At 64.5% G+C, this 18,325-nt stretch carries 15 protein-coding genes; 9 read left to right on the forward strand and 6 right to left on the reverse strand.

Annotated features, from left to right (window positions below):
- Positions 1-385: 385 nt before the first annotated feature.
- Positions 386-1,741, forward strand: a complete 1,356-nt coding sequence (locus ACS5Q1_RS38100) for an ActS/PrrB/RegB family redox-sensitive histidine kinase (protein WP_473103128.1) — start codon at positions 386-388, stop codon at positions 1,739-1,741.
- Positions 1,742-1,825: 84 nt separating this feature from the next.
- Positions 1,826-2,383, forward strand: a complete 558-nt coding sequence (locus tag ACS5Q1_RS38105) for an ActR/PrrA/RegA family redox response regulator transcription factor (protein WP_473103118.1) — start codon at positions 1,826-1,828, stop codon at positions 2,381-2,383.
- 4 nt (positions 2,384-2,387) lie between these two features.
- Here the strand turns inward: ACS5Q1_RS38105 and ACS5Q1_RS38110 are convergent, their stop codons facing one another.
- Together ACS5Q1_RS38110 and ACS5Q1_RS38115 are read right to left on the reverse strand one after the other, a co-directional pair.
- Positions 2,388-2,930 (reverse strand): DUF6790 family protein, encoded by a 543-nt coding sequence (locus ACS5Q1_RS38110; protein WP_473103119.1) that lies wholly within the window; start codon positions 2,928-2,930, stop codon positions 2,388-2,390.
- 225 nt (positions 2,931-3,155) lie between these two features.
- Positions 3,156-3,653, reverse strand: a complete 498-nt coding sequence (locus ACS5Q1_RS38115) for an MmcB family DNA repair protein (protein WP_473103129.1) — start codon at positions 3,651-3,653, stop codon at positions 3,156-3,158.
- Positions 3,654-3,789: 136 nt separating this feature from the next.
- Between ACS5Q1_RS38115 and ACS5Q1_RS38120 the strand changes: the two genes are divergently transcribed.
- Positions 3,790-4,647, forward strand: a complete 858-nt coding sequence (locus ACS5Q1_RS38120) for a GNAT family N-acetyltransferase (protein ID WP_473103120.1) — start codon at positions 3,790-3,792, stop codon at positions 4,645-4,647.
- 11 nt (positions 4,648-4,658) lie between these two features.
- Here the strand turns inward: ACS5Q1_RS38120 and ACS5Q1_RS38125 are convergent, their stop codons facing one another.
- Positions 4,659-5,213: a hypothetical protein gene (locus ACS5Q1_RS38125; protein ID WP_203441757.1), complete on the reverse strand. Its 555-nt coding sequence runs from the start codon at positions 5,211-5,213 to the stop codon at positions 4,659-4,661.
- Between the two features lie 257 nt (positions 5,214-5,470).
- On the opposite strand from ACS5Q1_RS38125, the gene ACS5Q1_RS38130 reads away from it, so the two are divergent.
- The 6 genes from ACS5Q1_RS38130 (at position 5,471) to ACS5Q1_RS38155 (ending at position 13,887) form a co-directional block, all read left to right on the forward strand.
- A complete protein-coding gene (locus ACS5Q1_RS38130; RefSeq protein WP_473103121.1) occupies positions 5,471-8,017 on the forward strand; it encodes an ABC transporter ATP-binding protein in 2,547 nt (848 codons plus the stop codon).
- A 94-nt stretch (positions 8,018-8,111) separates the two neighbouring features.
- Entirely contained in the window at positions 8,112-9,053 is a 942-nt protein-coding gene (locus tag ACS5Q1_RS38135; protein WP_203441759.1) for an MBL fold metallo-hydrolase, read from the forward strand.
- A 298-nt stretch (positions 9,054-9,351) separates the two neighbouring features.
- Positions 9,352-10,743, forward strand: a complete 1,392-nt coding sequence (locus ACS5Q1_RS38140; protein WP_473103122.1) for a M10 family metallopeptidase C-terminal domain-containing protein — start codon at positions 9,352-9,354, stop codon at positions 10,741-10,743.
- Between the two features lie 178 nt (positions 10,744-10,921).
- Positions 10,922-11,929: an NAD-dependent epimerase gene (locus ACS5Q1_RS38145; RefSeq protein WP_473103123.1), complete on the forward strand. Its 1,008-nt coding sequence runs from the start codon at positions 10,922-10,924 to the stop codon at positions 11,927-11,929.
- Between the two features lie 3 nt (positions 11,930-11,932).
- A complete protein-coding gene (locus tag ACS5Q1_RS38150) occupies positions 11,933-12,949 on the forward strand; it encodes an MraY family glycosyltransferase (RefSeq protein ID WP_473103124.1) in 1,017 nt (338 codons plus the stop codon).
- A complete protein-coding gene (locus ACS5Q1_RS38155) occupies positions 12,946-13,887 on the forward strand; it encodes an NAD-dependent epimerase/dehydratase family protein (protein WP_473103125.1) in 942 nt (313 codons plus the stop codon). The genes ACS5Q1_RS38150 and ACS5Q1_RS38155 overlap by 4 nt, the downstream gene beginning before the upstream one ends.
- Here the strand turns inward: ACS5Q1_RS38155 and ACS5Q1_RS38160 are convergent.
- From ACS5Q1_RS38160 to ACS5Q1_RS38170, 3 genes are all read right to left on the reverse strand, one after another.
- A complete protein-coding gene (locus ACS5Q1_RS38160) occupies positions 13,820-15,784 on the reverse strand; it encodes an SDR family NAD(P)-dependent oxidoreductase (RefSeq protein ID WP_473103130.1) in 1,965 nt (654 codons plus the stop codon). The two genes, ACS5Q1_RS38155 and ACS5Q1_RS38160, sit on opposite strands and share 68 nt — an antisense overlap.
- A gap of 93 nt (positions 15,785-15,877) precedes the next feature.
- The gene (locus ACS5Q1_RS38165) at positions 15,878-16,660 is read right to left on the reverse strand and encodes an ABC transporter ATP-binding protein (RefSeq protein ID WP_473103126.1); all 783 of its coding nucleotides are present in this window, start codon (positions 16,658-16,660) and stop codon (positions 15,878-15,880) included.
- A complete protein-coding gene (locus ACS5Q1_RS38170; RefSeq protein WP_473103127.1) occupies positions 16,657-17,661 on the reverse strand; it encodes a FecCD family ABC transporter permease in 1,005 nt (334 codons plus the stop codon). The genes ACS5Q1_RS38165 and ACS5Q1_RS38170 overlap by 4 nt, the downstream gene beginning before the upstream one ends.
- Positions 17,662-18,325: the final 664 nt, after the last annotated feature.

The raw sequence follows: 18,325 nt of genomic DNA on the forward strand, positions 1-18,325 counted from the left end.
CGAACAATTCGCAGGCCGCCGACACGGTCCGGCCATAGGGCGTGTTGGTAAGCGGATTACCAGGATTGTCGAAGAAGTGCTTCGTGAAATCGGAAGCGGCGCGAGCCGGACTCAAAAGCCAATGTGCGGTATCGTACCATACATAAGAAAAATTCATCACTGTCCCCAAGGGCCGAGTGCCTGGTTCTCGCACAATGCGGTAGGCTTTATCCTCAACCGTAACTTTAAGATTAAAGTTCCTTCAGTTTATTGCAACAGGCTAGCTCTTCCACCGCAAAAACGAACTACATACTTTGGTTTCAGAGCATCGCCCAAGTCGACAATAGGAAAATAGGCCAGCGACAAGTGCTTGGCGAACGATAGGGCGACCCTATTCTGTTCGATGATGTCCAAGATCGACCAGAAGAGCCTGACCCACCACGCCCGGCACTTACGCCTCGACACGCTCGTTCGCCTGCGCTGGCTCGCCATTGCAGGTCAGGCGGCGGCTGTCGCCGGGGTCCGTTTCGGGCTCGGCTTCCCGCTCCCCTTCGCCCTCTGCTTCCTGGTCATCAGTGCCTCGGTCTGGGTCAACCTGCTCCTGCGCATCCAGTATCCGGCGAGCCACCGGCTCAGCGACAACATCGCCACGGCGCTTCTGGCCTTCGACATCCTGCAGCTGGCGGGGCTTCTCTACCTGACGGGTGGGTTGGAGAACCCTTTTGCCATGCTGTTCCTGGCGCCCGTGCTGATTTCGGCCACGGCGCTCACCCCGGAACGAACCCTCGGGCTCGGTCTCCTTGCCATCGGCTGTGCCACGCTCCTTGTTCTCACCCACAGGCCCCTGCCGTGGTTTCCCGGGCAGAGCTTCACCCTTCCATTCCTTTACGTGACCGGGATCTGGGCCGCGATCGTGCTCGGGACGGCCTTTACCGGCATCTATGCCTGGCGCGTGGCGGAGGAAGCCCGGCAGCTCGCCCAGGCGCTCGCCGCCACCGAACTGGTGCTCGCCCGCGAGCAACACCTGTCGCAGCTCGACGGGTTGGCTGCGGCCGCGGCCCACGAACTCGGCACGCCGCTCGCCACCATCGCCCTGGTGACGAAGGAGCTGAGCCATTCCATGCCCAAGGAAGGCCCTGTCGGGGAGGACTTGAGGCTCCTGCAGGAGCAGGTGGAGCGCTGCCGCACCATCCTGACCAAGCTCACCTCCATGGGTCAGGAGGAGGAATCGGAATTCCTGGAGACGATCTCGCTCAGCCATCTGGTGGAGGAGGTCGTCGAGCCGCAACGGGCCGTCGGCTTCGATGTGCAGGTCGAGACGCGGGGCGACGGCCCGGAGCCCATGGGACGGCGCAATCCAGGCGTCGTCTACGGCCTGTCCAATATCCTCGACAACGCCACGGACTTTGCCGAGAGCCGGGTGACGATCGAGGCCTGCTGGTCTCCTCACGAGGTTTTCATCGAGATCCGGGATGACGGCCCCGGCTACGCTCCCGATATTCTGCTTCGGGTGGGCGAGCCCTATGTCACAACCCGAAGCGCCGCCGAGCGAACCGAGGACAGCGAGGAGGGCGGAGGATTGGGACTGGGCCTGTTCATCGCCAAGACCTTGATCGAGCGCTCGGGCGCCGAACTGACGCTGACGAATGCCGCTCCGCCCGCCTCCGGAGCCATCGCACGGATCGTTTGGCCGCGTCATGCGTTTGACCGAGGTGCGGCAATTTCGCCGCAGGGAGAGTCCAAACTGTCTCTCAAAGGTTAGGGGAAGAATTCCCATATGAGAGAAGAGCCGGACAGGCTCGCCTCATGAAGGAGTTTGAGCCTTCAAATGCAAGGAGATGTTCTGATGGCCGATGCGCCTGCCGCGTTCGAAGATCGCGCCGACAAGAGCCTCTTGATCGTCGACGACGACCGGCCGTTCTCGACCCGTCTTGCCCGCGCCATGGAGGGCCGCGGCTATCAGGTTCGCGTGGCCGAAAGCGTGTCGGACGGCCTTGCCGCTATCGAGACCGAACCGCCGGCCTTCGCCGTGATCGACATGCGGCTCGGCGACGGCAACGGGCTCGATGTGATCGAACGCCTGAAAAACCGCCGCCCGGATGCCCGCGGCGTCATCCTCACCGGCTACGGCAACATCGCCACTGCCGTCACGGCGGTAAAGATGGGCGCCTTCGATTATCTGGCAAAGCCCGCCGATGCGGACGAGATCCATGCCGCCCTCATGGCCCAGCCCGGCGAGCGCGCCCTGCCGCCGGAAAATCCCATGTCGGCGGACCGGGTGCGCTGGGAGCATATCCAGCGCGTCTACGAACTCTGCGGCCGCAACGTCTCGGAGACGGCGCGGCGCCTCAACATGCACCGCCGGACCCTGCAGCGGATTCTCGCCAAGCGCGCTCCTCGCTGATCCCTCAGCGAGGGAACGCCGTTTTTGGCACTCCTGTCTCCGTGATCGTCACAGTTCCTCTCTGCATCCAGAGCAAGATCAATCCGAAGACCGGCAGCAGGATGTCCGTGTAGAAGATCGCGCCGGCATTGCCGGGCGCGTAATTGTGCGCCTCCACCATCTGCACCACATGGCCGGCTGCGGCACCCCAGAGAAAGCAGGCCGGGCCGACGAGTGCTGCCAGGCGCATGCCGTAGCCGCCTTTGAACGCCATGAATCCGACGACGGAGAAGCCGAGGCTGGCGAAGCCGACTTCCTTCTGGAACGGGCTGGCCTGCCAGCCGATGAAAGCGGCCGCCATCTCGGAGAAGAAGACGTGCATGACGAAATTGTAGAGGAAGCTGACCCCAAGCGAAAAGAAGAGGAACCAGGACAGCAAGGCCTCGGTCACCGTCGCCCGGCTCCAGGGACGCGGGCGTCGCAGCATGGCACTAAGCGATGCGACGAGCCCGATGACGAAAAGCGTCAGCGTGAAATTGCTGAGCAGAAACCTGATGACCTGTTCCATGATTGCCCCCACAATCCGTCATTCGTTCATGACGCGGATTATGGCTGAGCATGTCCTGGCGTAAACCCCTCCACTGTCATTCCGGGGCGCCGCAGGCGAGCCCGGAATCCATAACCGCTGACGATGCAGAAGCAGGCGGAACGCTACTCGCCTCTTTCTGAAACGTCGTGTTTATGGATTCCGGGCTCTCGCTTCGCTCGCCCCGGAATGACAGTCGAGAGAGCCTCAAAGCCGTCCATCCGCGATCCTGTCGGGATCCGCGAGGGCATGCAGCAGCGAAGCCGCCGCATGGGCGAAGCGCAAGGTCACGGCCTTGCGGCGCGCGCCGGCGAGCGGATGGTGGGACGATTCGCGCATGATCGCCGCCCCGAAACTGTCGGCAACGATGAAACCGCGATCCTCAGGCAGAATGTCGAAGGGTACGGTTTCCGGCACGGCGAAATAGAACCGGTCGCAGAAATCCTCGTAATCGGGCCATTTCCGGTCGGCCCGGAAATCCGCCACGCTCGATTTGATCTCGATGATCGTGAGCGCGCCGTCGGGCGCGAGCGCGATCAGATCCGCACGCCTGCCATTGGCAAGGGTGAATTCGGGCAAGGTGACGTGGCCGAGCTCCGAGAACAGGCGGCGCACGCCACGCTGGACACCAGCGGCAACGGTGGATTGGCGGCCGTCGACGGGCAGAATGATGGGACGGGGAAGAATGGCGGGCGAATCGGACATGGCGCCTAAGGTACGCCCTCGCGGCAGTCCCGCAATGGCTCCATTGTCGCGCTTGCGATCAGTCTCAACGGCGGCTCTCTTCTCGGATACACTTGAGGCAGCAGGCCCTCTTACAAGAGCCACGACGAGGCCCGACATGACACGCGAAAATCTGGACGATCTCACGATCCGCGTCATGACCCGCGAGGATCTGGACCTGGCGATCGAGTGGGCTGCCACCGAGGGATGGAATCCCGGACTTAACGATGCCGAATGTTTCCAGGCGGCTGATCCGGCGGGATTCCTGATGGGTTGTATCGGCGATGAGCCCATCGCCTCGATCTCGGTGGTTCGCTACGCCGACAGCTTCGGCTTTCTGGGCCTCTACATCGTCCGGCAGGACCAGCGCGGACGCGGATTCGGCTATCGCGTCTGGCAGGCCGGCATGGCCTCTCTCGAGAATCGTACCGTAGGCCTCGACGGGGTGGTGGCGCAGCAGTCGAATTACGGGCGATCCGGCTTCGTCCTGGCTCATCGCAACATGCGCTTCGGCGGTACCCCTCAGATCGAAGCACCTCGAAACGAATGCCTGCGGCGGGTGACGCCGGAGATCGTGGACGCCGTTCTCGTCTACGACCGGCCGTTCTTTCCCGCGCCGCGCGACATCTTTCTGCGCTGCTGGCTCAAGCCCGACTCGCGCAGTGCCTTTGCCGTCTTGGAAGACGGGATCATGAAGGGCTACGGCGTCATCCGCGCCTGCCGGAGCGGCTACAAGATCGGGCCGCTCTTCGCCGACAGCGAGCGCGAGGCCGACCTGCTGTTTCGAACGCTGGCTTCGGAGGCGAAAGGCGATGCAGTGTTCCTGGATCTGCCCGAGCCGAACGAGGCTGCCATTCGGCTCGCCACGCGCCACGGCCTGTCGCCCGTGTTCGAGACGGCGCGGATGTATCGCGGCGAAACGCCGGATCTGCCGCTGTCGCGCACCTACGGAATCACGACCTTCGAGCTGGGGTAGATCAGCCGATGCTAATGCAGCATCAGGTGATGCGGTGACAGGTTCTCCAGCATGTCGCGCAGATCGTCCATATGCGGATTGATGGACAATGCGATCTGGAACGCCGCGCGGGCCTCGTTGAGATGACCGTTGCGCAGGCAGATATTGCCGAAGCCGGCGATGGCGCCGAAATGGCGCGGTTCGAGTTCCAGTGTCTGCGCGATGTCGAGCAGGCTGTCCGCATCGCGCTTCTCGATGGAGGCGAGCGTTGCCCGCTTGTTCCAGGCCTCCGCCCAGCGCGGGTGCTTGGCGACCAGATGATCGAGCAGGGGCCTCGCCATCTTAAGCGAGCCCGAACCCAAGGCCTCCACGGCCGCCATCATGGTCTCCTCGGCCAGGCGGTCCTCGTGCGATCCCCACAGGGCCCAGATCTGGTCTTCGATATCCTCGACCGGACGGGCCGGCTCCTGCAGAGCCAGTTCCTTGAAGAGTCCCGTCAGACGGCGCGGCAGGTCCGGGCTCGGCGTGCGGGTCGGAACCTCAAGGACGAGCTGGAAAACCGGATCGAGCGGCAGGGGAGACGTCATGGGCGAGCTCACCGATCCTCCGTGAAAGGCAAAAGCAGAGAACCAAGGGGGGTGACATAGCGTTGAAGCGCGGCGCGGCGAGGGGCAAATCGGCACAGTTCGGATCGGTCTTGGGCCTCAGAAGCGCTCTTTTCCGGCTTGAGGTCCCGCAGTTTTGTGCTGGAGCGCACTTTTTAACGGCGAAGCTCATCCCATTCGTCGAAAAATGATTTAGGTTCCCCATCAACGTCACATCTGATCGATCGTTGGAGTTGTCCTTGGGAGTTGTCGTAGAGCGCGACCCACTGCGCCTGGCGTGGAAAGCATCTCCTTTTCGCCATCTCGTCGGATTGAGCCTTCTGGTCCTGGCAGGAATTCTGATCCTCGTCGGCTTCGATCTCGTGCGCATCGTCGTCGACAGGGCGACGGGGGCGGCGGGCAGCTGGGATGCACCGGCGGCCTTTCTGCGGCTCGCCATCAGCCCGCCGGTCGAGCTCTGGCCTGAACCCATCGTCCTGTTTCCCGGCTTCATCCTGGGTCCCGAGGCTTTCGCGCTCGCCTCGATTGCCGGGATCCTGCTCATCCCCATGCTTCTCGGCTTGATCCTGATGGGGCTCGAATGGCTGACGGTCGGCATCGGCCTGAGAATGCTCACGCGCACCCAATCGGCGGCCCTCGACGTCATCCTCAAAGTGCCCTCCGCGTCCCATGACGAGATCGCCATGGTGACGGCGCTGGCCGGCCGGGGCCTGGCTCGCGAAAGCGGCGTGCTGGGCTCGAGCCTTCTGGTGCCGGTGAAGCTCGGCGGGATGATCGGGCTCGCCTGCGCCTATATTTTCGTCATGGACTGGCATCTCGGCGCGGCTCTGGCGCTGATTCTGGCGCTGGGAGCCATCGTGGGCGCGCGCCGCTCGCTCCTGCGGTTCGACGCCACTGCCGCCCGGCACCGGGAAGGCGACGAGGCCGAGGGCGTCTTCGCCGAGCTGGAGCATCGCATCCCGGCCCTGCGCGCCCACGGCACCGCGCCCTATGAGCGCGACCGGGTGCGCGAGGCGCTGGTGGGAAGCCACCGGCCGGTGATGAAACGGGAATACCGCCTGGCGTTCGCCGAGGCGGCCTCCGCGGCCGTGCTCATGATCGCGCCGCTCTCCGTGTTGGCCCTGGGTGCCTGGTTCTCCCAAGCCCGTCCGACGACCGCGGGAACGGTGGCTGCCTGCGTCCTCGCCGCGGCGCTCGCCGCCTATGGCACCCGGGAGGTCGTCCAGTGGCACCGATTGGCCCTAAGGGCGCGGGCGCTGCTCATCGATCTCGGCAAGGGGCTGGTGCCGTTGAAGCTGCGTGCGGCCCTGAAAGGCAAGGCCAGCCTGCCCGAGAGCGGCGCGCTCGTGGCCCAGGGCGTCTCGGCCTATGACCCTGCCAGCGGCGCGCGGGTCGCCTCGGTCAACCTGAACCTCGCCTTCCCGTCCCATGTGGCCCTGGTCGGTGACGGGGATGCGGGCCCGCGGCTCCTGGCGGCCCTCATGAGTGGCCAGATCCCGCCATCCCTCGGCCGCCTCACCTATGGCGGCATCGATCTCGCCGCCGCCGATCCGGTCGAGCGCAGCCGGCGTATCGCCTTTGCCGGGAACACCGTGCTGATCGACGGCAGCCTGAAGGGCAATCTGCTCTACGGCGCCTCCGTGCCGGAAGGCGAGCTCGGCCACCGTCTCTCCGAGGCCATCACTGTGGCGGGTCTCGACCGGCTGACCCATGCGCGCGGCCTGTCCGGAACCATCGATCCGGAACGGGAGCCGAAATTCGCCGCCGCCATCGTGGAAGCGCGCCGCGCCGTGCAGGCGGTGCTGGCGGCCGAGCAGCTCGACCGCTTCGTCGATTCCTTCAGCGCCGAACGCTACAACCGCTACGCCACGATCGGCGAGAACCTGCTATTCGGAAAGCCCATCGGCGATGCCTTCGAGGAGGATCGTCTGGCCGGCCATCCGTTCGTGCGGGCGATCCTGGAAGCCAACGAACTGACAAAGCCGCTCGCCCGGATGGGGCTCTCGATCGCAACCAGCATGATCGAGATCTTCTCCGACATTCCGGATGGCTCCCCGCTCTTTGAGCGCTTCTCGTTCTTCTCGGCGGCGGACCGCCCCTATTTTCAGGACCTCGTCGACCGGAAGAATGAGCAGCGGCGCAGCGATCAGACCTCGCGGGACCGGGAGCGCCTGATCGGCCTCGCGCTACGCTACAACGAGAGCCGGCATCGCCTCGGTCTGCTCGAAACCTGCATGGAGGAACAGATCCTCGTCGCCCGCGCCGATTTCGCGCGCATGCTGCCGGTGAGCCTGAAGCCCTCGATCGAGTTCTACGACGAGGAACGCTTCTGTGCGGCGGCCAGCATTCAGGATAACCTGCTCTTCGGACGCATCGCGGCCGATCAGGCTGGCGCTCTCGAGTCGGTGCACGAAGTGACGCGCCGGGTCCTGACGCAGAGGGGTCTCGACGGCGAGGTCTCGCGCATCGGGCTCGATACGCCCATCGATCCGCAGGGCGACGATCTGACCTCGAGCGAGGTCGCTGCCGTCGATCTTGTGCGCTGCCTCGTGCGCCGACCCGGCATTCTGGTGGTGCAGCGGGCACTCGACGGTCTGCCGGGACCTGCCGCCGACAAGCTCGTCGCCAATCTGCGCCGCGCCCTCGTCGGGCGGGGATTGATCCTGGTGACGCCGTCGATTTCGCCGGCCATGGATCAACCTCCGTTCGACGCGGTTATCCATTTCGAGCGAGGTGAACCGGTGATGGATCGCCGCATCAGGACCCTGGAGGTGCTGAGTGCGTGACACATTTACCTTGACCGGCCATCCCCCTCGGGGGCAGCTTATCGATGTGCGCTAGCGCACATAAGCAGGGTTTTCGATTGGTCATGATCCTGACATGGTAAGGCGAGTTGCATCCTCTGACGCGTTGCGGGTCCGGTTCTGGGGCATACGCGGCTCCACCTGCACATCCGGCCCCCAATTCGTCGAGTTCGGCTCGCACACCCCTTGTGTCGAGGTCCGCTGCGGCGAGCGGCTCTTCATCCTCGATGCGGGAACCGGCCTGTCCGCGCTGGGCATGGAGCTCGGCCCCACTGCCCCCGAAAAAATCGACATTCTCCTGAGCCATCTCCATCTCGATCACATCAGCGGTCTTCCGTTCTTCAAGCCCGCCCTTCTCGCCAAGGAGCGGGTGATCCGCACCTATTGCGGCAATCTGGATGGTGAGAGCGCCATGGAGCCCTTGAGCCGCCTTTTCGCCCCGCCGCTCTTTCCGGTTCGCCTCGGCCAGCTTCCCGCCCGTTTCGAGCACCACGGTTTCAGAGCGGGCGAGCCCCTGACATTCGACGACGGCACGCGGGTGGAAACCCATCTCCTGAACCATCCCGGCGGAGCCACGGGCTTTCGCATCGGCCACCAGGGCCGCAGCGTCTGCTACATCAGCGACGTCGAGCACAGCGACATCTGGCCCGATCCCGGCCTCGCGAACTTCGTGCGCGACACCGATCTCATGATCTTCGACGGCATGTTCTCCGACGCCGAATATTCCTATTGCCGCGGCTGGGGCCATTCCACATGGCAGAAGGGCGTGGAGCTTGCCAAAGCGGCCGGTGTGAAGTCACTCGCGATCTTCCATCTCTATCCCGGCCATGACGACTCCTTCCTGCATGCCGCCGAGGCCGAGATGCAGGCCATGATGCCGACCGCCTTCATGGCCCGCGAACGCCAATCCTTCATTTTCGAGCCGGTGGAAAACGACTTCGACACGGATTGTGCAAAGACTTCCACGACGACAACAGAAGAGCGGCGATCGCTTCCCCTAAAGGATTTTGCCACCTAGCGCATCGTGCGGAACCAAGCGTCCGCCCCTGACGATGCACCGCAGACTCCCGAAAGCGTCCTTCAGATCTCCAGACATATACAACTTGCATATGTGGAGCCCTCGTCGGTTTCCTTGAGGTGCGGAATAGGGCCCTTGGCAGAACGTTCTTCCTATACGGAAGGGTATATCGGTCCATTCGCCATTCATTATTATATTTCATTCGTTATATCATGCCATGAGCGGACGATTCCCGTAGGGCCACCTCGTCGCTTGGAAGCGAAGAGCAGATGCCGCGAACAGATTGCGAGGATTTTCGATGGGCACGACCATCTTCTCAACGAACCTGGATGGCGATTGGCACAGGATCAGCCCCAACGTGGGCGTCTATCTCGACTGGGGGTCCAACTCCACGGTCGATACCGGTTGGGGCATTCTCGACATACAGGTCGCCGTGATGTTGGCCGATCCGGTTCATGACCGCCTCGAACTCGATACGACGAGAGGGGTCTCCGCTACCAATGGCCTGAATGTCGGAAGCGTGATCACCATCGGCGGGTATAGCGGCATCATCGCGCCTGGCGGCAGCGGAACCTACAATTTCCATCTCTTCTTCGATTATGAGAACGAAAACGAGTATCCACGGGGCCTCATCGCCGCGACATTCATTCAGTCCCTGGTTTATCGAAATACTTCGGAAACGCTCGCGGACGATTTTTACCGGCAGATCTATGTTGGAATTTCCAATACGGGCGGCGGCGAGAATGGCGAGGGCGTGGATGCAAGCATCGTGACCGTCACGAAATGGCTCCCCCATCACGGCGAAGGAAATGTCGGCGGGAGCAAGGGCGGTGGGACAGGCGGTCTGAATCTTCCTCCCGAGATCACCGGCGATCTGCGGCGGAAGACGATCTCGGACATGGACAATCCCTTTTCGCTGGTGGGCATTGCCGACGCGAATGGGGATCCCCTCACGGTGAGCGTCGTCATCAGTGATCCGAAACAAGGATCCTTCCTCGCCTCGAGCCTCGGCGGCGGAACCTACAACTCCCTGACCGGCACCTATACGATCAGCGGCACCCCGGCACAGGTGCAGGCCGCCATACGCAATCTGATCTTCACCCAGGCGCCTCACCTGGAGAGCGCATCGCCTTCCGTTGCGCCGATCTCCTTTCAGATCATCGTCAGCGATGTCTCTCGGTCCACCGTCGCCACCATCGACGCGGATCTGTGGATCAACCGCGCCGATGTGATCAGGAGTTCGTCACGCGGCGAAAAGCTCTATGGCCATAGCGGCAAGGACAAACTCTACGGCAATGGCGGCAACGACAAGCTCTGGGGCGGATCCGGCAGCGACAGCTTGTCCGGCGGCACGGGCAAGGACACCTTCGTGTTCGACACCAAACCCGATACGAAGACCAACAAGGACAAGATCGCCGACTTCAAGGTCCGTGACGACTCGATCTGGCTCGACAATGCCGTGTTCACAAAGCTCGACAAGTCGGGTACGGAAGCCAAGCCTGCCCAATTGAAAAGCAGCTATTTCGTCATCGGCTCGAAGGCCAAGGACAAGAACGACACCATCGTCTATGACAGCAAGAAGGGCGTGCTCTTCTACGACGCCGATGGTTCGGGGAAAGGCAAAGCCGTGGAGATCGCCAGTCTCTCCAAGAAGCTGGCCATGACCTACAAGGACTTCTTCGTCATCTGATTCCGGACAGAAGCCGATCGGGTTTCCGCACGATGCTCTCTTCTCTTGATGAGCGCATCGTTCTGTGCGGACCCAGAGGGCCGCGTCAGCGACCCGAAGGGCCACGCCAGTGAAAACCGGGTCCACTTTTCCGCACGATGCGCTAAGGTGCCGGCCACTTCATCATCCGGACCCTTTCATGTCAGCTCCCATCCTGGTCACCGGCGCGGCAGGCTTCATCGGCTTTCATGTGGCGCAGCGGCTCCTGGCCGATGGCCATCAGGTGGTCGGTGTCGACAGCTTCACGCCCTATTACGACGTGAGCCTGAAGGAGGCGCGGTTCGGAAACCTGACCCCGCACAACACTTTTCTCGGCGAGCGCCTGGACCTTGCCGACGCGCAGGCGACCCGCGAGCTGTTCCAGCATCATCGCTTCGAGAAGGTGATCCACCTCGCCGCCCAGCCGGGGGTGCGGTTCGTCGATCCTCAGCCCTACGCTGCCTCGAACCTGATGGGCTTCATGAATATGCTGGAAGCCTGCCGGCATGGGGAGATCCAGCACCTCGTCTATGCCTCGTCGAGCTCGGTCTATGGCGCCAACGGCAAGCTGCCCTTCTCCGAGCACGATAGTGCCGATCACCCGATCAGCCTCTATGCCGCCACCAAGAAAGCCAACGAGATGATGGCGCATTCCTACGCCTCTCTGTTCGGCCTCCCTGCGACGGGCCTGCGCTTCTTCACCGTCTACGGTCCCTGGGGGCGGCCGGACATGGCGGTGTACAAGTTCACCCATGCCATTGCGGAAGGCCGTGAGATCCAGGTCGCCCATGCGGGCCGGGTCTGGCGCGACTTCACTTACGTGGACGACATCGTGGAGGGCATCGTACGGCTGGTGGAAAGGCCGCCCGTGCCCGATCCCGCCTGGAACGCGGAATCGCCCGATCCGGCCATCAGCCCGGCGCCGCACCGGGTCTACAACATCGGCAACGACAGCCCCGAGGAAGTGAACGACCTGATCGCTCTGATCGAAGACGCGCTGGGGAAGAAGGCAATCCGCGTGGACGTGCCGTTGCCGCCCGGCGATGTGCTGGAGACGCGTGCGGACGTGAGCGACCTGCGCCGCGATGTGGGCTTCGCGCCCGCGACATCGCTTGAGGAGGGCGTTGCGCGGTTTGTGGATTGGTACAAGCAATATCATGGGCGTTGAGCGATGGATTTCTTCTTGCTGTTTGCGCTCCAGATCGCTGTTCTGGTCGGTTCAGCCGCTCTCTCGGCGCTGCTGATTGTCGTTCTGAAGCCGCTGCTCATCCGCTACGCGCTGGCGCGGCCCAATGCACGCTCAAGCCACAAGCTGCCGACCCCTCAGGGCGGTGGGATCGCGGTCGTCGGAGCAGCCCTGATCGCTGCCGGAGCTGGACTATCGGCATGGACTCTGTCCGGTTTTTATCCCGTGGCCGCCGCCGCTCTCGGATTGGCTCTTGTGGGCACGGTAGACGATATCCGTCCCCTCCCCGCCATCCTTCGTCTCTTGCTGCAGATCGTGGCCGTGGCGGTTGTTGTCGTGGGCAGCAAGGTTCGCATCCTGCCTGACTCGGTGCCCCTGCCGGTGGAACACGCCCTGCTTATCTTCGGCGGCGTCTGGTTCGTGAACCTCACCAACTTCATGGACGGGCTCGATTGGATCACCGTCGCCGAAATGGTGCCGATCACCGCCTTCCTGGCCGTTGCATGTTTGTTTCAGCGTGCTCAATGGGAGACGCTCTTCATCGCGCCCGCCCTCTGCGGTGCGCTCCTCGGCTTTGCGCCTTTCAACAAGCCCGTCGCCCGGCTTTTCCTCGGCGATGTCGGCTCGCTGCCGATCGGCCTTCTCGTCGGCTGGATGCTGCTGCAGCTTGCGGGCACGGGGGCGCTCGCCGCAGCGATCCTGCTGCCGCTCTACTATCTGATGGATGCCACGATCACCCTGCTGCGCCGCCTCGCTAAGGCTGAGAAAGTGTGGGAGGCGCATCGCAGCCATTTCTACCAGAAGGCCACCGACAACGGCTTCTCGGTCTTGCAGGTCAGCGGCCACGTGTTCGGGCTCAACCTTGTCCTGGCGGGATTGGCCGCTATGACCCTTGTCTGGCCCTCGGGTGCGGTGCAGATCGCGGCGCTCGTCGCGGGCGCCGTTCTCGTCGGCCTTGTTCTCGGACGCTTCTCTCGGCCCAGACTGGAGGTTTCCCGATGAATGCACCCCTGATCGCGCTGACCGGCGCCACGGGTTTCATCGGGCGGCACCTTCTGAACGAACTGCCGAAGCGCGGCTACCGGGTCCGGGTGCTGCTGCGCCGCCCGTCCGAGGTGCCGGCCGGCGCGTCGAGCGCGGTGATCGGCGATATCGCCTCGCCTCACAACATGGCGGCGGCCCTGCGCGACGTAGACATGGTGATCCACTCGGCGGGCCTGGCGCATGCCATGTCGGGGCGGCCGGAGGACGATTACCGGACTATCAACACGGAGGCGACCGTCAGGCTGGCGCAGGCGGCCGAGCGGGCCGGCGTGAAGCGCTTCGTGTTCCTGTCCTCGATCCGCGCCCAGGCCGGCCCGACGGCCGAGGGCATTCTGACGGAAACCCAGGAGCCACAGCCCACCGATCCTTATGGTCGCTCGAAGCTCGAGGCCGAACGGGGCTTGAGCGCGCTCGGGCTCGATTGGGCGGCCCTTCGTCCCGTGCTCGTCTACGGCCCAGGCGTGAAGGGCAACATGGCGGCTCTGCTGACCCTCGCGCAATCGCCCTGGCCGCTGCCGCTCGGCGGACTGACGGCCAAGCGCTCGCTTCTCTCCCTCGATAATCTGGCAGCGGCCGTGGATACGGTCCTGAAAGCGCCGGGGCCCTTGAAACGCCCCTTCATCGTGACCGATCCGGAGCCGGTGACGATCCCCGAGATGGTCACGGCTCTGCGCAAGGGTTTGGGGCGCGAACCGGGATTGATCCCGGTGCCGTCCTTCGTCCTCAAAGGGGCAGCCTCCCTCGCAGGCCGGAGCGAGGCCTATGAGCGTCTGGCGGGCTCGCTGGTCGCCAGCCCTCAGGCCTTGAGAGATCTGGGCTGGCAGCCGGTCAGTTCGACGCGAGACGCGCTTGCTGAACTGGCACGGCAGGCTGGGGCGCAGGCGTCCGGCGCTTGAATTCCGGAATCGCATCCTCGAACACCTGCTCGGCCAGGACACGATCGCCATTCGCGATGGCGCGGTTGAGGATCTGCAGCCACTGATCGACCCGGTCACGGTCTGCGAAGATGGGCTTGGCCGCCATCACGCCGTCGATGCCGATCTCGGTGCGGGGCTCCTCGCGGGCGAAGAGGATCTCGTGCAGCCGCTCGCCGGGGCGCGTGCCGGTGACGGAAATCTCGATGTCCTCGCCGGGCTCGTAGCCCGCAAGCCGGATCATGCGCTCGGCCAGTTCGTAGATGCGCACCGGCTGGCCCATCTTGAGCACGTAGACCGAGGCGCGCTCGTCGCCGTTGGTGCGCTCCGTGACGGCGCGGCTCTCCTCCGCATGGGAGGCGGAGGTGAGCACCAGATCCGCCGCCTCGCGGGTGGTCATGAAGTAGCGCACCATATCCGGGTGAGTCACCGTGAGCGGCCCGCCGCGGGCGATCTGCGCCTTGAACTTCGGCACCACGGAACCGACCGAACCCAGCACATTGCCGAAGCGCACGGCGATGATGCGGGTGGCACCGTTGCGGCCCATGAACTCGGCATCGAGCGCCTGCCCGTACATCTCGGCGAAGCGCTTGGTGGCGCCGAGCATGGAGACCGGATCGATGGCCTTGTCGGTGGAGATCATGACGATGGTGTCGGCACCGGCCTCCACCGCCGCATCGGAGACATTCACCGAGCCGAAGACGTTGGTCTTGATCCCTTCCGTCCAATTCTTCTCGAGATAGGGGACGTGCTTGAGGGCGGCCGCGTGGAAGACCACCTCGGGCTGGAACTCGTTCATCACCTCACGCACGCGCTCCCGGTCGCGCACGTCGGCGATCACGCCGTCCACATTGGTGTCGCTCGAGAGCAGAGTCGGGTTTTCCAGGATATGATGCAGGGACGGCTCGGAGCTTTCCAGGATCAATAGGTCGCTGGCGCCGAAGGCGACGACGCGGATGCAGATCTCCGATCCGATCGAGCCGCCGCCGCCCGTGACCAGCACGCGCTTGCCGCGGATGAAGTTTTCGAGACGCTGCCGATTGATCTGCACCGTGGGACGCAGGAGCAGGTCCTCGATCTCGAGCGGCGCGAGCTCAGCATCACGCATGCCCTCGCCGAGGCTCGTGACCCGCACCAGCGGCAGGCCGAGGCGGCGGGCGCGGGCGAGCAGCATGTCGGGGTGCGCCTCCGGCATCAGGGCGCTCGGCGTCGCCAGCAGGCGACGGATCGGCGTGCCGCGCTCGTGGAAATCCTGGATAACCTGGTCGAGATCGTTGAACGTGCCCAGAACCGGGACGCCGCGCATGGATTGCCCGAGATCGTCGGTGCGCCAGGACAGGATGCCCTTGGGCTGCGTCTTCTTGACCGTGCCGGCCTCGATGGCGCGCAGGATCACCTCGATGTCGCTGCCGCGCCCGAGCAGCAGGGTCGGCGTGCTGGCGTCGCGCTGCAGGGTATGGCGCGAGCGGGCATATTTCATGTAGCGGAAGGCGAGCCTGGGGCCGCCCAGCAGGAACATCTGGATCAGCCAGTAGAGGGCGATCGTGATCTTGCCGAAGAAGAAGGTGCCCCTCAGCTGCGGCGAGACGAGAATGTAGTCCACCACCAGCAGGGTGACCGCCAGGATGGTCGCGGCCCGGAAGATGTTGAACAGGTCCGGCAGGGACGCGAAGCGCCACTTGGACTTGTAGAGCTGGGAGAACCAGTAGACCACGCCGGCAAAGGCGATGAAGGGCGGCAGAAAGACCGGCAGATGAGCAAGGCGCTCATTCAGGAACGGACCTTCGAAGCGCACGTAAAAGGTCGCGACGACGGCCACACCCGTCATCACGAGATCATGCACGACGATAAGCGCTTTCTTGAGACCCTGCTGATTCATAACCTTGCCATACCCCAGCCCCGGGGTATCGGCTGGGCTCATGCCTTTGTCAATGTAAGACCATCACAGGCGGCATGCGCGCAAATGCCATCGTCAGGCATCCGGCAGCGGGCTTTCCGCCACCACCACGAGACCGCCCGTCTGCCCCAGAACCCGCGCCCGGATGCCGAAGATCTCCGCGAGCCGGGCCTCGGTCAAAACCGTCTCCGGCGGCCCGAAGGCTGCGATCTTTCCCTGATTCAGCAACACGCTATCGTCGGCGAAGCGGGCAGCGAGCGTCAGATCGTGCATGATGGCGACCACCGTCGCGCCCGCCCGGGCCCGGGCCTTCAGGACATCGAGCACGACGAGCTGATGGCGCGGATCGAGCGCCGCAACGGGCTCGTCGACCAAAAGCACCGGCGCCTGCGTCGCGAGAGCGCGGGCGAGAAGCACCCTGGCGCGCTCGCCGCCGGATAGTGCCGTGGCCGGCCTGTGCGCGAAGCCCTGCAGCCCGACCGACTGGAGCGCCACAGCGACGGCCTCCCGGCCGGCATTCGACAGGCCGTCAGGCGTTTCCCCATGGGGCAGGCGACCGAGGGCGACGACGCTTGCCACCGGCAGCGGCCAGGCCACGCTGCCGCCCTGGGGCAGATAGGCAATGGAGCGCGCCCGCTCCGAGGCGCGCATCTTGGCAAGGGACGTATCGTCCAGGCAGACATCGCCTTGGGCAGGCTCCGCCAGCCCGGCCAAGCTTCGCAGCAGGGTCGTCTTGCCGGCGCCGTTGGGACCGATGATCACCGTAAGCCGTCCCGGCTCCAGGGACAGGTCGATCCGGTCGAGGGCGCGGCGGGCCCCCAGGTCCACCGTCAGGGAACGGGCTTCGAGACGCATCATGCCGGCGTCTCCACCAGCTCCGCCTTGCGCCGGGCAATGACCCAGAGGAAGAACGGAACGCCGAGCAGGGCCGTGAGCACGCCGATCTTGATCTCTGCGCTCGAGGGGATGAGCCGCACGGCGATATCGGCGGCGAGCAGAAGCGCTGCCCCGGCGAGTCCTGCCGGCACGAGGGTGCGGGCCGGATCGTAGCCCACGAAGGGACGTACGAGATGGGGCACGACCAGACCGACGAAGCCGATGGACCCGGCCACCGCCACCGAGGCTCCCGTGCCGATGGCGGCGCCCGCGACGATCAGGCCCCGCAGGAGCGGCACGTTGATCCCGAGGCTCTGCGCCGTGTCCTCGCCGAGCGCCAATGCCCGCAGGCCCGACGAGGCCGAGAGGAGCAGGATGGAGGCGAGGAGAATGAAGGGCGTGGCCAGCACCACATGGATCATGGACCGGTCCTCGAAGGAACCGAGAAGCCAGAACACGATCTCCGTCACCGCGAAGGGATTGGGCGAGAGGCTGATGGCGAGCGACGTGCCGGCCCCCGCCAGACTGCCGACCGCGAGGCCGGCGAGAATCAGCACCACGATGGTGGCGCTCCGTCCCGCCACCGCCACGACCAGGGCGATGGACAGGAGCGCTCCCGCAATCGCCGCGAAAGGCAGGACCCAGGACAGGGTGCCGATCAGCCCGGAATAGATCACGAGCACCGCCCCGAAGGCCGCCGCCTGCGGCGCACCGAACACCGCCGTATCGGCGAGCGGGTTGCGCAGCAGGCCCTGCAGCCCCGCCCCCGAGAGACCGAAGATCCAGCCGATCAGCAGAGCAAGGAGCGTGCGTGGCAGGCGGATCTCCCGCACCACGATGCTCGCCGCCCCCTGATCCGCCACGAGCGCCTTCAGCGCCACAGGCACCGTGATCGGCGCCGGACCGATGACGAGGGACGCGAGGCTCAAAGCCCCGATGAGGGCGATCAGGCCGAGGATGAGGGGCGACCGGGCGAGGGACATAGATACGGTTTCGTTACTCCATCGGGATAGAGCACGAAACGCGGAGATGACAAAGCACCCCACCTCGCGTCATCCCCGGACGCCAGAGGCGATCCGGGATCATTGGACGAGTATAGTGCCTCTCTCTCCCACTCGAGAGGAGGGAGAACACTTTGCCCTCTCCGCCGTCATCCCCGGGCTTGGCCCGGGGATCCACGCCTTGGAAGCCGCAACGCGGCAAAGACGGGGATGGCCGGCACGAGGCCGGCCATGACGCGATAGGCGCTTGGATAATGTTCTTATTATGTTCTTGACAATCGTCCTAACATCGGCTATATCATTGCGTAGATCTGCTCCTGAGAGGGGCGCGCTCGCGAGGCGTCGCAGTGTGGGGGCAGGCACGGTCCCGTGGGTGAGGTGACGCAGCCTCATCCGACGGGAGGCCCAGGATGTTGGGCCGGTGGTCGGGATCGGTCCAAGGCCGTCGCCGAGCAGGCGGTCACCGCCTGCGGCGGTTGACTGAGCCGGCCTCTCCTGTCCGCCTAAAGAAGCCGTGCGCGAAGAGTAATTACCCACGCCCCATTCAGAACTGAGGTTCAGGCGGACACGGTCTGAAGGATCGTCTTGAACGCATTGGTTCCCGGGCCGAGGCGAGCCGTGTCGACGACGGTGCGAATGTCGGCTT

Source organism: Microvirga sp. GN3 (assembly GCF_055792825.1).